This window comes from Streptomyces sp. NPDC002793, from assembly GCF_040295485.1.
GTDB lineage: Bacteria > Actinomycetota > Actinomycetes > Streptomycetales > Streptomycetaceae > Streptomyces.
Genome location: NZ_JBEOVL010000035.1, coordinates 41816 through 56083 on the forward strand (window position 1 = coordinate 41816; position 14268 = coordinate 56083).

A 14268-nucleotide genomic window follows, 5' to 3' on the forward strand; every position below is an offset into this window, starting at 1 on the left:
CCCGTGCCCCTCCGTGCGCCCGGTCCTCCGTCCCGGCAGACGGCGCGATTCGTTCACCAGACCGATGTCCGTCAGTCCGTGCAGAACCGGAGGGGAACGAAATCGGGTGCCCGTGCGAACCCTCATACCAGAGCGGGACGCTTGTCGGGCAACTTCGACAACAGCACTCCGGGCACGGGCCATCGGCGACTACCGTGTGTTGCCGGTGATCAACGATGGGCTCATATCGGTCGAGCCTTCCGCAACCGTTGACCCGGGCCTGACCGACCACCGTAGGTGTCACCACACGAATGCCGATTCCTGGTGCCCCACGTACCGAGGACGATGATGTCTCAACTTCGCGCACCCAACGCGCGACCCGAACGCCGCGAAGGCGGACGGCACGGCCGCCCGGGGGGCCGTTCGCACTCGGCCGCCGGTCGGCCGCGCGCGACGCAGCCCGCTTCCGACAGCCGTCTGCGACCACAACTGCTGCGTACCGCCGTCCTGCCTGCCGTGGCCGCGGTGCTCAGCGGAGCCGCGGCCGTCATCTTCACCATCCGGGCCTCCGGGGTGCGCCCGTCCGGCAGTCTCCTGGCGGCACTCGGCGGATCCGGGGCACTCGCCGTGGCGGCTGTGGCGGCGGCCTTCCTCGGCGCCGGCCGGGTCGCCACCGGCGTGCTCGACCGCGCTCTCGCACTCCGACGCACCACGGCCCAGCACCACGCCGAGCTCCAGCGGGTCCTGGAACGACTCCGCGACGGTGAGCCCCTGCCGGCCCGCAGGACCACGCCCGCCGCCGCCCCTGACGCCGACGCCTTCGACCTACTCGCCCAGGAATTGAACCGCTCGCAGGACGATGCGGTAGCGACCGTCGTCCAGGCGGCGGAGCTGCACCGGAGCAACGGGAACGAACAGAAGGTCGAGGTCTTCGTCAACCTCGCCCGGCGACTTCAGTCCCTGGTGCACCGTGAGATCCAGATCCTCGACGAACTGGAGCAAGAGGTCGAGGACCCCGACCTGCTCAAGGGCCTCTTCCACGTGGACCACCTCGCCACCCGCATCCGCAGGCACGCCGAGAACCTCGCAGTCCTCGGCGGCGCGGTCTCACGGCGGCAGTGGAGCAATCCCGTGACCGTGACCGAAGTGCTGCGCTCGGCGATCGCCGAGGTCGAGCAGTACCTGCGGGTCAAGCTGGTCCCGCCGATCGACGGCACCCTGCGCGGACACGCGGTCGCCGACGTGATCCACCTCCTCGCCGAACTCGTCGAGAACGCCACGGTGTTCTCAGCCCCGCACACCCAGGTCCTGCTGCGCGCCCAACGTGTCACCGCCGGGCTCGCGTTGGAGGTGGAGGACCGCGGGCTCGGCATGCCCGAAGCCGAGCAGAAGCGGATGAACACCCTGCTCGCGGACCCCGATCAGGTCAATGTCGCGCATCTGCTGCAGGACGGGCGCATCGGGCTGTTCGTGGTGGCCTCCCTGGCCCGCAGACACGGCATCGCCGTCCGCCTGCAGAGCAACATCTACGGGGGCACCCAGGCCGTACTCGTCCTGCCCGAGGTCCTCCTGGGCATCGACATCGAAGCCACGACGGCTCCGGGCGCCGCAGCGGTACCCCCGCCCGGAGCCGTACACCGGCCACCCGCCCAGGACGTACCGCCCGAAGCCACGGCGCAGCCGCCGCTGCGGCTCGACCGGACACCCCGCCGGGAGCGGCGTAAAGGCGAGGGGCCGCCGCTGCCGCTGCGTGCCGAGCGCGTCGTCGACCGCCCGAACCCCGCCGCGTCCCAGCCCGGCTCCCGGCCCGTCGAGACCACCCCGCTCACGGGACCCGGCCCGTCGGCCGGCTCCGCCCCGGCTCCCGGTCCTGTCGCATCCGTCCCGACCGCCGCGGACCCCGGTGCACCCGCCGAAGCGCCGCAGGCCGCCGCGGCCGAGTCCGCCCGCCCGCAGCTCCCCAGGCGCAGCAACCAGGAGCATCTGGTCCCGCAGCTCAGGGAGGCCCCGGTGCCGCGCACGGGGGACGGGAACGCCCTGCTCGACCCCGGTCTGATGGCGGCCTTCCGGCGTGGGGTCGACCTCGCCGAGGCCCAGACCGCCGAGGCGCCGGAGACGACGGACGCGTACACCGCACCGGATGCCGCGCCCGTAGCCCCCGGCCCCGTCCCGGTCATCGGGTCGCAACGGCCCCACGGCCTGGCCCCGCTGCCCTTCCGGGGCTCCGCCACCACCCCGCCCGGTACGGAGCGAGTCGCCCCGGGGCGCTCGGCGCCGCACGCGCCCGAACCGGATCCACGACCAGAGAACATGTTCAAGGAGTAGATGCACCATGACGACGAGCGAAATGCCGTCCGGCCAGGTCTCGGACCTCGACTGGCTGCTGAGCGGCCTGGTCCAACGCGTGCCCTACACGCGCAGCGCAGTCCTCCTCTCGGCGGACGGTCTGGTGAAATCCGTGCACGGCATGGACGCCGACAGCGCCGATCACATGGCCGCGCTGGCCGCCGGCCTGTACTCACTCGGCCGGAGCGCAGGCGCCCGGTTCGGTGACAACGGTGATGTGAGACAGGTCGTGGTCGAGCTCGACTCGACGCTCCTGTTCGTCTCGACCGCCGGTGCCGGCACCTGTCTCGCCGTCCTCGCGGGCCGCGAGGCGGATGCCGCCGTACTGGGGTACGAGATGGCGATGCTGGTCAAGAGCGTCCGCCCCTATCTGATGACGCCGCTCCGACAGCCGGCCGGAGCGCCGTTCACCCCGGGGCTGTGAGGATGTCGGCCCCGCAGGACGGGCCGTTGCTCGACGACGCGGCAGGCCGGCTCATCCGCCCGTACACCGTGAGCAACGGCCGGACGCGGCCGACCACCGTGTTCGATCTGCTCTCCCTGGTGATGGCCACGGGGAGCGAGCCCGAGGTCCACCTCGGCCCCGAACACACCGTTGCCCTGGAACTCTGCGGCGGACCCACGTCCGTGGCGGAGATCGCCGCCCATCTCCGGCTGCCCGCCGTCATCACCAAGGTCCTTCTGTCCGACCTGGTCGACTGCGGGGCGGTCACCGCACACGCCCCCGCGTTCCATGACATGCCAACCGACCGATCCCTGCTGGAGGCAGTGCTCGATGGTCTACGACGACAGCTCTGACAGCTCCGGAAGCTCCGGATTCTTCCCCGTGGCCCTCAAGGTCCTGGTGGCGGGCGGCTTCGGCGTCGGCAAAACGACGTTCGTGGGCGCCGTCAGCGAGATCGCGCCGCTGAGCACCGAGGAGCTCCTGACGCAAGTCAGTGTGGCGACCGACAGTCTGGAAGGCATCGAGTCCAAATCGGCGACCACCGTCGCCATGGACTTCGGCCGGATCACGCTGTCCGAACAGCATGTGCTCTACCTCTTCGGCACCCCGGGGCAGGAACGCTTCTGGTTCATGTGGGACGAGCTGTCGAAGGGCGCACTCGGGGCCGTCGTGCTGGCGGACACGCGACGGCTGGCCGAGTGCTTCCCCGCCGTCGACTTCTTCGAGCGGCGCGGCATCGGATTCGTCGTCGCGGTCAACGAGTTCGACGGCGCCTACCGTTACGAACCGGAAGAGGTGCGGGGGGCTCTCGATCTCGGTCCCGAAGTGCCCGTCGTCCTCTGCGACGCCAGGATCGCCAGCTCGGGCACCGGGGCACTGGTCACGCTCGTCCAGCACCTCATCAACGCCACGGCGCCCGCGCCGCTTTCCGGCTTCGGGGCCCATCCGTGAACCCGTACGGGACGGACCGGCCGCCGCTGGGTCGGACGGCTGACCGCTGACCGAGGAACGGAGACGCTGCGGGTGCGGCTCGCCGCCCCCGACGACGTGACCGAACTGACCGCGGTCCTCACCGACGCCTGGCGGCAGGCCGTCCCACACCGGCTCCTGACCGCCCACCCTGAGCCGAGCCGGCCGCCGACGGACGGCTGAGAAGGTCTCAGCGGGTCAGGAAGTCGGTGATTCGCTGCCGCAGCGAGCGTGCGTCGAGCTCATGTGCCACGAGGTGGTCCGCCATCTGCCCGTACCTGCGCAGTTCGTTCCGACCCACCCCCAGTCCCAGCACCCGGTGGGGCAGGTCGGCGAGGGCGTCGTTGGCCACTGCCGTCGATGTACCCGCCAGATACGGTTCGACGATCACGACGTCGGCCGCGCCGCCCGCACCGGCCGCGTCGCGGAGCCCCACCGCGTCGAAGGGGCGCACGGTCGTCGCGTACAGCACGGTCGTGTCCAGGCCTTCTGTCGCCGCGAGGACGTTGTCGAGCATCGGCCCGACGGCGATCACCACACCACCGGTTCCCCGGCGCACGGTACTGAAGCCCGGGCCCATGACGGTGCGGCCCTCGCTGTTCGACTGGAGGGAGAGCCGGACGTAGACACGGCCGTCCCCCGTGACGGCCTGCCGCAGCAGCGCCTCGGCCTCGTCGGGGTGCCCGGGCACGTGCACGGTCCAGCCGTCGAGTGTGTCAAGGAGCGCGACATCACCCGGTGACATGTGGGTGAAGCCCCCGGCCGGCCAGTCGTATGAGCCTCCGGCGCTGACGAGGACGCCGCCCATACCCTGATGCCCCAGGTCCAGCTTCACCTGCTCGAAGGGGCGCTCCACGAGGAAGCTCGCGAAGGTGTGCATGATCGGCCGCAGCCCGGTCAGGGCCATCCCGGCGCCCGCCCCGATGAGCAGCTGCTCCCTGATCCCGACGTTGACGACCCGGTCGGGATGGGCCCGTGCCGCCCGGTCGAAGCCGTCGCGGCTGATCTCCGCGAGTACCACGGCGAGGCGGGGGTCCTCGTCCAGCAGCCGGGTGGTGGTGGAGATGAAGCGGTCACGCATGGTGTCCATGGTGGTCTCCTTCCGTCCTTTACGTCCGTTCGGTGCGGATGATCAGCGGCCCGGTGCCACACGGGCGATCACGGCGTGGGGCCGGCCGGGGTGCGGTGCGGTGAAGGCGTCGTACAGCGCCTCGTGGTCCCGGCCGTCCACGGTTCCGGCCGACCAGCCGGCGGCCTCGAACCTGGCCGCGATGCCGCCGGGCAGGGAGTACGTCGCCGAGGCGTTGTCGATCACCACGGTGTGCAGCTGTTCGAGTCCGGCCGGGCCCGCGTAGGCGATCGCCTCGTGGTTGCTGCCCTCGTCCAGCTCGGCGTCGCCGGTCAGCACCCAGACGCGGGGTTCCACCAGCCCCTGCGCCCGCAGTCCCAGCACACTGCCCACGGCGAGCGGCAGCCCGTGCCCGAGGGACCCGCTGCCGATCTCGGCACCGGGTACCAGCAACCGGTCGGGGTGGTGCCCCAGCGGTGAGTCGAAGGAGCCGAAACCGGTCAGCAGTTCCTCGCCGAAGAAGCCCCGGGCGACCAGCACGGCGTAGTACGCCATGGGGCCGTGACCCTTGGAGAGCAGGAACCGGTCGCGGCCGGGGGAGTCCGCGGTGCCGGGCGAGACCCGCAGTACCCGGTCGTAGAGCACCCAAAGGGCGTCCAGGGTGGAGGTCGCGGCGGGGCTGTGCTTCTCGTCACCGGTCATGAGGCTCATCAGCCGGTCCAGATCGTCGTAGTCGTGGAGGGGCGGAGAGGGAATGTTCGTCGGGTGGCTCGTCATGAGCTCAGCGTTCGACATCAAGCATGGTTGAGGTCAAGCGGCGGAAACGGGTTCGTGAGCACCGGTGCAAGTGCGGTATTGTTCTCTTGCGCGTTCGGCCAGGGGAAACCCCAGGTCAGACGGACAGCGGGACGTGGCGCAGCTTGGTAGCGCACTTGACTGGGGGTCAAGGGGTCGCAGGTTCAAATCCTGTCGTCCCGACTGGTGACAGTCGCAGGTCAGGGCCGGTTTCGGGGCAATCCGAAACCGGCCCTTGATCACTTTTGGGGACCAGTTGGGGACCAGCTGGAGGTCCGGCGTCCTTGACCGGGTCAGCGAGTCATGACGATGGGGCTCGGCAGTGAGCGTGGTGCGCGCAGCACGTTGAAGTGGGCCGAGAGCGCCGCCCCGGCGGCCGTGATCTTGTGGACGTCCGGGTGTAGATAGCGCTGGGTGGTGGTCAGTGAACCGTGGCCGGCGATTCTGCGGAGGACGTGCACTTGGACCCCGGCGTCGGCGAACCAGGTCAGTCCCGTGTGTCGGAGGTCGTGGCGGCGCAGATGCTCGTAGCCGAGCTTGGTGACGACGTCGTCCCAGTGAGTGGCGTCGCGCAGGACGGCGGTGGAGATACGTCCGCCGCGCGGGCCCGTGAACAGGCGCGCGTCCGGATTGGGGCCTGCGGACAGGATGCGCTGGGCGACGAGGGGGCGGATCTCCTCGACGATAGGAACCTTGCGGGCCCGCTTGCCCTTGGTGCCCTTGTCGGTCAGCCCGCCGGGCGCGGGTGTGGTCTGACGCCGCACGGTCCAGATCCACTGGGTCGAGCACGCCCAGGGCCTCGGTGGCTCTTCCCGGGCATGGTCCCGGGCAAGCCGATCTCGACGCACGGCATGACCCAGCAACTCGGCCGCCACGGCATCCCGGTTCGCATCGCGCGCAACGGGGCGCTGGCCGCCCTCGCCGCTGATCTCCTCAGCCCGATCCTCGCCGACGTGACTGGGATGCACCGCCACACCGCGCTCCGCTGGGTCGCTTACGCCCGACGTGACTGGGCCGAATATCTCGCTGCACGGATCGAAGACCAACAGGAGGACAAACGATGACAGACACAACCGGCGACAACGGTGGGCGCACAGTGCAAGAAGTGCGCGATTACCTACTCTCGCAGTTGAACGCTGCGCTGCGTCGGCCAGGGATGTATGGCGGCGAGACGGCAATCAGGCTATACCTCGACGCGGTGGCGTTCGCCCACGCCGCTGAGCAGGTATGGCAGGAGGAACTGGAGGAGCTCCAAAGGAGAATGTTCTTCTCCACTGGAGTGCGCGGAGCCTTCCAAGATCTCTGGGGCGATCCACACGAGGGCGATGTGGCGTCGGTATATGCCGAGAGTGCGCACCGCCTGGGATGGCTGAGACTCGACAGGACTCTTACCTCGAGCGAGTACGACGAGATCCGTCACACAAACAAGACCTGGTGCCGAAAGGACCGGTTCCTTAGCGACGTCACCGCGGCGTTTGGTCCGCCCTCGGTGATTTTCGGAGGGAATAATCCCAACTACCCCAAGACGCTTGTCTATGTGACGGGCCGACGAGACGACACCCTTCTCTGCTTCCACCTCTGGAACAGATTTGCCGCGAGTGCAAGCCCGTCGTCGGCCGCCGTCCACGCCGAGCCCATCCTCTGGGCGTTCCGAGTCGGCGCCCCCCTGTTCGAAGATGGCTTCACCTTCACACCTGCGGGAACGGCCCGCCACTCACTGAGCCGCACTGAACCTGGGACCAGTCGAGGGAATAGTGCACGGTCGGAATAGCCCCCTCCCGCCAGTAGTACTCAACCTGCGCCGTGGCTGCCGCACCCACGATGAGGAGACAGGTGAACTGCAGGTCAACGGGCATCGCGGCAAGGGCTTCGACCGTGCACCAGACAGCCCGGACCTCACGGAGCCCTTGAGACCGTGGGTCGTGGTGGACGTCGTTCACGCGGCCATCGCACTTGCCGAGAGCCTGCATGACCTACCCCTGCTCTTCCCGTCCAGCCTCGTCTCCGCCCACCACGAGCGTCCGTCCAGCGCCAACGCCCGCAAGGGCACGACCATGAACGACGACATCCAGGACCTGATCTCCTGGATCAATTTTTCCTCCCGACAGGGACAGGCGGAGCTTCGTAGCCGGATCGAACCAGCGGACTCGCGCGCGGTAGGGGTTGAGGCGATCAGACCGGTACTCGATATCGGTGGTGAGTCGGACACCGACCGGCACAGCGTTTTTTCGGCTCTCACTGCGAGCCGGGGTACGTGACGCAGACGGCCGCGATGCAGGTGGGCCGCACCCCTGGAGAGAGTGCGGCCCACCGACCACGTCACCTACGGTGTCGTTGCTTCGTCGACAGCCCTGACGATGCTCAACGCCATCGCGTCGAAGTTCTCTCTGAAGAAGCTTGTCTTGTTGTAGAACCCCTCTTCGGAGAACCCGCCACTAGAGATGAACGTCGTGGCCACCGCAGTCAGCGCCGAGTGGATGACGTGCAGTTCGCGCGCGGTCAGGGTGAAGTCGCGGGTGGTCTTGTGATCACCCTTGAGCCTTTCGGCCAGACGGTCGACCTCCTCCTGATTCGCGTTCAGCTGTACGGCGAGGGCCTCGTCGGAGTATCCCCACCCCTGGAGCGTCCGCAGCGCCTCGAGCATCAGGGCGGTCTGGGCCGCCGTGAGGCGTGTCCTGAACAACCCCTCGGCCTCGGTCATCTTGATCAGCGTTCTCATACCGGTCTGTCCTACTCAGCTGGACGGAAGTGGATCGAACTTCTCGAGGAACTTCTGCTTGGCCATTCGGTACCCGTGGATGTACCTGTCCTTGATGATGACGAGCACCCCCTTCGCCTCGTCGAAGGCGACGGGGTTCTTGGTGGTGGGGTCGATGTGGGTGGCCTTGCCCCGCCACTTGGCCCAGTACTTGGCAAGTTCTTCGATGTTCGTGCCGATGCCGGGGATGGCGTGGTCGATGGCGTTCTTCGTCGGCTTTCCATCCGGCCCCTTCTCCTGCATCTTGCCCCAGTTGTACTCGACGCCGTCGGTGACGTCGCTGCCGTATCTTTTGTCGAGGTCCTCCAGCTTCTCGAAGGGAAGGTCTCCGATATCCCAGTCGAGGTCACAGACGTCGTCGGCAGCTGCACGGGCGAGGGACTTGCCCGCGCAGGGCGGCAGGTCGGGGTCCTTCCTGGCCCTCTCGATGAGGTCCCGGAGCTTCGTCAGCGTCCGCTTGCCCTTCGCGGACGCCTCGAGGAACTTGGTGATCCCCGCGGTGACCCTGGCGACTGCGACGGTGAGAGCTGGGAGCTTGAGCACCACGACGGCAACACTGGCGGCGTTGATCAGCGTCCACAGGCATGCTTCGATGTCGCCCTTGGTGAAGCAGGTCTTCGCATCGGTGTAGCCGACGACATCGAGGATGATCTCGCCGCCGTTGGCCTTGATCCAGTCGAGCACGTCCTGAGCCGTGGCGTCCTTGGCGACCCGCCACTCATCAACACAGCTCTGGCCGCAGAGGCGCAGCAGGATGGCCTCTTCTTCGCTCGACAACTCGGCACCGGTGTCGACGGCTCCTTCCGTCCGCTCGGCGCGTGCGGCCTCGATCCGTTGTCTCAGGGCCTCCTCGGCGCGCGTTGCCGCCTCGTCGGCCTCGACGGCACTGGCCTGCGCGTTCGCGGCTGCCGCCTCTGCTCTGACGGCGGCCTCCTCCGCGTACTGGGCGATGCTGTCGGCGCTGTCGGCATCGCTCTGGGTGGCATCTGCCGCGCTGTGAGCGCCCTCGGCGTCCAGCCTTGATGGACAGTTTCTGGCCGCAGGTCAGGGGGCGGCTCCGGGCTGCCTTGCGGCCGACGATCACCGCCAGCTCGGCGTCGGTCTCGCTGCTGGCGAGGCCGACCAACCCCAGGTCGGCAGTGGCTCCGAGGCCCGCCGCCGCAGCTTGGCGGTGAGGAGGTCGTGGCGGCAGGCGGTGATCTCCGAGGTCCGTCCGGGCCGGGCTGCGGAGACTCACAGCAGTCGGCCACGGTCGTCGGTGAGCGCGATCACGGGCAGGTCGTCGCATTTATCCGTGAGCTCAGACGCAAGGCTGCCAGGTCTCATGCCGTGACAGGCCACGGCGAGCCGGCCTCTTGGCCCGGCGGCGATCCTTGGACGTGCGTGTCACGGAGCGCCCCATGGGGACCAGTTGGGGACCAGACGGTGTCCGCGCACCTGAACGGCGCGCACGACACCACACGCTGCGCCCCTGATTTCTGGACTTATGTGCAGACAAAAGGGATGACCCCTACTCCTGGGGGTCAAGGGGTCGCAGGTTCAAATCCTGTCGTCCCGACTCGAGAGAGTCGTGGTTCAGGGCCGGTTCCGGAGAAATCCGAGACCGGCCCTTGATCATTACCGGGGGTCATGAGCGATCATCCGGACGCGGACGCATAGGTGTCAGCCATCGAGCTGACTGCCGCTGTCCTGGGAGTGGCTGGGGCATCGGTCCGGCGAGCCCCGGTCGTCGTCCCGTGGCTCGGCGAATTCTTGTGATGCCCGGTCTGTGATCATGGGGCCCCCGGAAGGTGAGGGGCGCCGGACGTCTATGAGCTGGCGTGCTGGTAGTTTCGCGCCCGTGATCGTGTACCCGCTGTGGCATGTCGGCCACCAGAACGAGGCCGGCGACGACGGCTCGACCGTGCACGTCGACGAGAGTGGTGTGTTCTGTGACGAGTCGGATGGCGACGACGTGAAACTGCTCGGTATCTACTCAACGCTTGAAGGCGTTGAGGACCGTATGCATCAGGCTCGACTGCTACCGGGCTTCCGCGATGAACCGGAGTGTTTCCACTCCGACCCCTATGAGCTCGATCAGGATGATTGGATCGAGGGCTTCGTTCGAGTTCCGCCGGGCGACCAGGACCGTGGGCAGAGCCTCGGAGGGCCGCCGTTGCGTGGTGGCTCCGGTGTTGCGGATGACTCAGGCTTCCGGACGGACAGACGGATCGGGCGGTGAGAAGCCGAGCCGCTCGGCCACCTTCACCGACTGGTAGTTGCCCGGCCTCATGAGGGCGGTGAAGTATGCAGCCTCAAGGTTGGCAAAGCCCCAGTCCAAGCAGGCTTGGGCTGCCTCGGTTGCGTATCCGCGTCCCCACCGCTCCGCCTTGAGGGGCCACCCCAACTCGATTTCGTCAAACTGCTGCCAGTACTGCAGGCCACTTCGGCCGATGAACTCACCGCTGGACCGAAGCTCCACGGCGCACAGGCCGTGACCCCGCGCTGCCCACTGCTGCTCAACTTCGGCGAGCCGTTCCGGTGCCTGCTGTTGAGAGAACCTTCCAACGAATCGATTGACCCTCGGATCTGCATGGAGCCCGACGAACGCGTGGACGTCCGAGGTCTCAAGGGGTCGCAGATAGAGCCGCTCCGTCTCGATCACGCCTCAGAGGATAGATCTCGCCACCACCCGGACCGAAGAGGTTCAGACACGTCACGCAGGTGGCATCGCCACAGCATGTGTGTCAGAACCCGAGTAGTGACGTCGGGCGGTGAGCCTGAGTGTTTGACTGGCCTGTATGACATCGACTCTGGGTGTGTCTCGGCCCGACCAGGCTGCCTACATGCTGCGGGCTGCTGCCGGTGAAGCCGGACGGTCGTACAAGCGGCAGATGCTGGACTTGTTGGATGTCCAGGCGGGCCAGACCGTTCTGGACGTGGGGTGTGGCCCTGGCACCGATCTGCCGGTGTTGGCAGATCGTGTCGGGGGCAGCGGCAGAGTAATCGGCGTGGACCGGGACCCGGTCATGCTCACCCAGGCCCGCGCACGCACGCACGGCCTGCAGCAGGTGGAGATTCGCGAAGGTGACGTGCACGCCCTTCCCGTCGAGCCGAACACGGTGGACCGGGCCAAGATCGACCGTGTGTTGATGCATGTCGCCGACCCCGCAGACGCTCTTGCGCAGCTCCATCGTGCGACTCGCCCACTTGCCCGCATCGGCCTTGCCGAGCCCGACTGGGACACCCTGATCGTCGATGCCGAGGACCTCGAGACAAGTCGGGCCTTCACCCGCTACACCACTGCAGAAGTGGTCCGCCACGCAACCATCGGACGCAGCCTCGCGCGCCTTGCCGAACTGGCAGGCTTCCAGGTCGAAGCGGTACTCGCCACAACACCGGTCTTCCGTGACTTCCAGGAGGCGGACCACATCCTGGGCCTTGGCCGCAATATGCAGAAAGCTATCGACGACGGCCACATCGATCGAGACCGCGGCCATGGCTGGTTCGCCGGCCTTCCCCGGGGGCCGTTCTACGCCTCGTTCACTCTCGTCAGCGTGATCTGTTCCCGATGATGCAACCGGGCTGAGGGGGGACGGGTGACTCGTGACTTCCTGCGGATGACTGGGACGGCCGCTTGTCTGCCCACAAGAGGAGTCGAAGTCCGTACGGGCATGATCCCGAACGGATCTGTCAATGAGCGACGAAGGGCCATCCGGTTGGCGAATGGGGCTGTCGTCGGCCGCTGTCGGACGGCCAGGTGCCAAACCCGCACTCTCACTACGCATGTCGGAGTCTCGGTGGCGGCTCGGTTCTCTGTGAGGGGGGATTCCTTGCGGCGCCCGTCTCACCTCACGTCGGCCGTCACGGATGGGTCGGCGCTGCGGGGGTGACGTCAGACGGGCCAGGGGTGGAGTTCTGGGACGGTGACCGGCTCGTCTTCAGTGGACGGGGCGGAAACTCGGCGTGCAACAGGGGTGTTGCGCAACCCGCCCTGCGTCACTCCATGACGTCGGATCGCCAATGATGACGTCATATTACTTGTGGTGACGTCAGATCTGACGCTATGGTGACGTCATGGATCTGGCGCCGTTTGTTGCGAGCCTCAACCGTGCAGTCGCCGCTGCCGGTACAGCGGGAGGAGAGGAGGCGGAGGCCTTTCTGGAACGATTCGCCATCCCCCTGGAGTCGGCGATCCGGCTCACCCTGCTGGAGGTGGTGTCAGCCGCGGCCGACGAGATCGCCGGGGGCATGAAGCCGGGCACGGTGGACGTGGTTCTCCGGGGGACCGACCCCGGTTTCAGTGTCACGCTCCCGGTGGACGAAACCACCCACTCCACCGCGGTCGGTCCGGCTCCGGCCGCGTCCGCGCCCACCCCACCCGTGGGGGACGGTGCGATGGCGCGGGTCACCCTTCGGATTCCCGAGTCCGTCAAGCTTCAGGTCGACGAAGTCGCGGGCCTGGAAGGGCTGTCGGCGAACGCATGGCTCGCCCGTGTCGTCACTGCTGCTGTGGGCGGTGCCGCAACCGGCCCCGGAGGTGGCATACGGATCGGCCAGGGATACTCCGGCTGGTCCCGCTGAGAGCCGGATTCGATGTAGCGGACGGGCTCGCCGCGCGGCCCCTGGGCAGTCGCCCGAAGCGCACTTTTGGACAGCTCAGAAAGGCATGTGGCATGCCCACTTTCGACACACCCGACCCGATCTCCGTTCAACTCAGCATCGCCGCCGGAGACGTCGAGTTCCGGGCCGGTGACCGCACGGACACCGTGGTGGAGGTCCGGCCGAGCAACAGCAATGAGGCCAGTGCCCGGGCCGCCGAGGAAACCGAGGTCGACTACAGCGGCGGTAAGTTGCAGATCCGCGGCCCCAGGCCGCGGCGCAGACTCTTCGGTAAGCAGAGGCACGCCGAGACCACCAGCGACGAGTCGATCCATGTCATGATCGCTTTGCCGGCCGGCTCCCGGATACAGGGCGACGCGGCCGTCGGATGTGTCGACGGACAGGGGCAGCTCGGCGCCTTCCGGTTCGAGTCAGGATGCGGCGACATCAGCCTGGAGGAGACCGCGGGGCTCCGCCTGGAGGCAGGGCTCGGCAACGTCACGATCAAGCGTGTTCTGGGAGACGTCGACGTCACCGTGGCGCAGGGCAAGCTGCGCATCGCGGACATCGGAGGTTCCGCCACGATCGAGAACCTCAGCGGCGTCACCAAGGTCGGCCACGTCGCGCGCGGTCTGACGCTGAGGGCGACGAACGGTGACGTCTCGGTGGGCCGGGCGGACGGTGACGTCAAGGTCAAGAACGCCAACGGTGACGTCCACGTCAGCGAAGTCACCCGAGGATCCGTCACGCTGGAAACCGCCCACGGCTCGATCGAGGTCGGTGTCCACGAGAGCACGGCGGCGCACGTGGACGCCCACGCCCTGGTGGGCGGTGTACGTAACGCCCTGGATTCCGCCGACGGGCCCGGGGCGTCCGAGGAGACCGTCGAGCTGCACCTGCGCACTCTGGTCGGCCAGATCGACATCCACCGATCCTGACGGAGCCCACCCCCACACATCGGAGAACCCCGCGGTCGGCACACCCTGTAGGGCATCATCCGCGGACTGGTCGCCGACGGCGTCACGATATTCCTCACCACTCAGTACCTGATGGATCGCCGCGTTCGGGGCCCAAGAGCCCGGAGGCGACAACGCCGCATGTCGCCACTGAAGTTGCCGCCGCTGGTCAGCAGCGCCTTCGTGTCGGCGGACTCGATGCCGGCGGCTGTGTGCCTGTTCGCCGAGAACCAGCCCTTCACACCCATCATCGACACGCTGCGGGGTCTCCTGACGGGGCAGCGGGATCGACAACAGCGGCTACCTCGCTCTCGGGTGGATGATCGGCACCCTCTGGGGCAACTTCCTCCGGGTCGGCTTCCTCCGGGTC

General features: G+C 67.9%; 18 protein-coding genes, 1 tRNA gene and 1 pseudogene. 14 read left to right on the top strand and 6 right to left on the bottom strand.

The window, feature by feature from the left end:
* The first annotated feature begins 327 nt into the window (after positions 1–327).
* The 5 genes from ABT001_RS27575 to ABT001_RS27595 all read left to right on the top strand — a co-directional run bounded on the left by ABT001_RS27575 (position 328) and on the right by ABT001_RS27595 (position 3922).
* Complete coding sequence (locus ABT001_RS27575) at positions 328–2304, top strand: sensor histidine kinase (RefSeq protein WP_351282736.1); 1977 nt, start codon at positions 328–330, stop codon at positions 2302–2304.
* Between the two features lie 22 nt (positions 2305–2326).
* On the top strand, positions 2327–2749 hold the full coding sequence (locus ABT001_RS27580) for a roadblock/LC7 domain-containing protein (RefSeq protein WP_351282805.1): 423 nt from the start codon (positions 2327–2329) through the stop codon (positions 2747–2749).
* A 2-nt stretch (positions 2750–2751) separates the two neighbouring features.
* Positions 2752–3123, top strand: coding sequence for a DUF742 domain-containing protein (locus tag ABT001_RS27585; RefSeq protein ID WP_351282739.1), 372 nt, complete (start codon positions 2752–2754; stop codon positions 3121–3123).
* Positions 3101–3721: a GTP-binding protein gene (locus ABT001_RS27590; protein ID WP_351282742.1), complete on the top strand. Its 621-nt coding sequence runs from the start codon at positions 3101–3103 to the stop codon at positions 3719–3721. Before ABT001_RS27585 ends, ABT001_RS27590 begins: the two co-directional genes overlap by 23 nt.
* Before the next feature lie 72 nt (positions 3722–3793).
* Positions 3794–3922 carry a hypothetical protein gene (locus ABT001_RS27595; RefSeq protein ID WP_502967533.1) on the top strand — a complete coding sequence of 43 codons (129 nt, stop codon included), beginning with the start codon at positions 3794–3796 and terminating at the stop codon, positions 3920–3922.
* 7 nt (positions 3923–3929) lie between these two features.
* Here the strand turns inward: ABT001_RS27595 and ABT001_RS27600 are convergent, their stop codons facing one another.
* Together ABT001_RS27600 and ABT001_RS27605 are read right to left on the bottom strand one after the other, a co-directional pair.
* Positions 3930–4829, bottom strand: a complete 900-nt coding sequence (locus tag ABT001_RS27600; RefSeq protein WP_351282744.1) for a transketolase family protein — start codon at positions 4827–4829, stop codon at positions 3930–3932.
* A gap of 42 nt (positions 4830–4871) precedes the next feature.
* Entirely contained in the window at positions 4872–5585 is a 714-nt protein-coding gene (locus ABT001_RS27605) for a thiamine pyrophosphate-binding protein (RefSeq protein ID WP_351282747.1), read from the bottom strand.
* Between the two features lie 127 nt (positions 5586–5712).
* On the opposite strand from ABT001_RS27605, the gene ABT001_RS27610 reads away from it, so the two are divergent.
* Positions 5713–5786: transfer RNA gene (locus tag ABT001_RS27610), tRNA-Pro, on the top strand.
* Between the two features lie 110 nt (positions 5787–5896).
* Here the strand turns inward: ABT001_RS27610 and ABT001_RS27615 are convergent.
* Positions 5897–6388, bottom strand: a pseudogene (locus ABT001_RS27615) (tyrosine-type recombinase/integrase); the annotation flags it as partial.
* A gap of 33 nt (positions 6389–6421) precedes the next feature.
* On the opposite strand from ABT001_RS27615, the gene ABT001_RS27620 reads away from it, so the two are divergent.
* From ABT001_RS27620 to ABT001_RS27630, 3 genes are all read left to right on the top strand, one after another.
* Positions 6422–6667 (top strand): hypothetical protein, encoded by a 246-nt coding sequence (locus ABT001_RS27620; RefSeq protein WP_351282752.1) that lies wholly within the window; start codon positions 6422–6424, stop codon positions 6665–6667.
* Complete coding sequence (locus tag ABT001_RS27625) at positions 6664–7374, top strand: hypothetical protein (RefSeq protein ID WP_351282755.1); 711 nt, start codon at positions 6664–6666, stop codon at positions 7372–7374. The genes ABT001_RS27620 and ABT001_RS27625 overlap by 4 nt, the downstream gene beginning before the upstream one ends.
* A 151-nt stretch (positions 7375–7525) precedes the next feature.
* On the top strand, positions 7526–7861 hold the full coding sequence (locus ABT001_RS27630) for a hypothetical protein (protein WP_351282757.1): 336 nt from the start codon (positions 7526–7528) through the stop codon (positions 7859–7861).
* Between the two features lie 65 nt (positions 7862–7926).
* Here ABT001_RS27630 and ABT001_RS27635 read toward each other — a convergent pair whose 3' ends face one another.
* Both ABT001_RS27635 and ABT001_RS27640 read right to left on the bottom strand, forming a co-directional pair.
* Positions 7927–8304 (bottom strand): hypothetical protein, encoded by a 378-nt coding sequence (locus tag ABT001_RS27635; RefSeq protein WP_351282759.1) that lies wholly within the window; start codon positions 8302–8304, stop codon positions 7927–7929.
* Positions 8305–8337: 33 nt separating this feature from the next.
* The gene (locus ABT001_RS27640; protein WP_351282761.1) at positions 8338–9138 is read right to left on the bottom strand and encodes a hypothetical protein; all 801 of its coding nucleotides are present in this window, start codon (positions 9136–9138) and stop codon (positions 8338–8340) included.
* On the opposite strand from ABT001_RS27640, the gene ABT001_RS27645 reads away from it, so the two are divergent.
* Together ABT001_RS27645 and ABT001_RS27650 are read left to right on the top strand one after the other, a co-directional pair.
* Positions 9116–9361 (top strand): hypothetical protein, encoded by a 246-nt coding sequence (locus ABT001_RS27645; RefSeq protein ID WP_351282764.1) that lies wholly within the window; start codon positions 9116–9118, stop codon positions 9359–9361. The genes ABT001_RS27640 and ABT001_RS27645 overlap by 23 nt on opposite strands.
* An 840-nt stretch (positions 9362–10201) precedes the next feature.
* Entirely contained in the window at positions 10202–10582 is a 381-nt protein-coding gene (locus tag ABT001_RS27650) for a hypothetical protein (protein ID WP_351282766.1), read from the top strand.
* Here the strand turns inward: ABT001_RS27650 and ABT001_RS27655 are convergent.
* Entirely contained in the window at positions 10547–11005 is a 459-nt protein-coding gene (locus ABT001_RS27655) for a GNAT family N-acetyltransferase (RefSeq protein WP_351282769.1), read from the bottom strand. The two genes, ABT001_RS27650 and ABT001_RS27655, sit on opposite strands and share 36 nt — an antisense overlap.
* A gap of 136 nt (positions 11006–11141) precedes the next feature.
* On the opposite strand from ABT001_RS27655, the gene ABT001_RS27660 reads away from it, so the two are divergent.
* The 3 genes from ABT001_RS27660 to ABT001_RS27670 all read left to right on the top strand — a co-directional run bounded on the left by ABT001_RS27660 (position 11142) and on the right by ABT001_RS27670 (position 13880).
* Positions 11142–11915: a methyltransferase domain-containing protein gene (locus ABT001_RS27660; RefSeq protein WP_351282771.1), complete on the top strand. Its 774-nt coding sequence runs from the start codon at positions 11142–11144 to the stop codon at positions 11913–11915.
* A gap of 502 nt (positions 11916–12417) precedes the next feature.
* Positions 12418–12924, top strand: a complete 507-nt coding sequence (locus ABT001_RS27665; protein ID WP_351282773.1) for a hypothetical protein — start codon at positions 12418–12420, stop codon at positions 12922–12924.
* 92 nt (positions 12925–13016) lie between these two features.
* Entirely contained in the window at positions 13017–13880 is an 864-nt protein-coding gene (locus ABT001_RS27670; RefSeq protein WP_351282776.1) for a DUF4097 family beta strand repeat-containing protein, read from the top strand.
* The last annotated feature ends 388 nt before the right edge of the window (positions 13881–14268 follow it).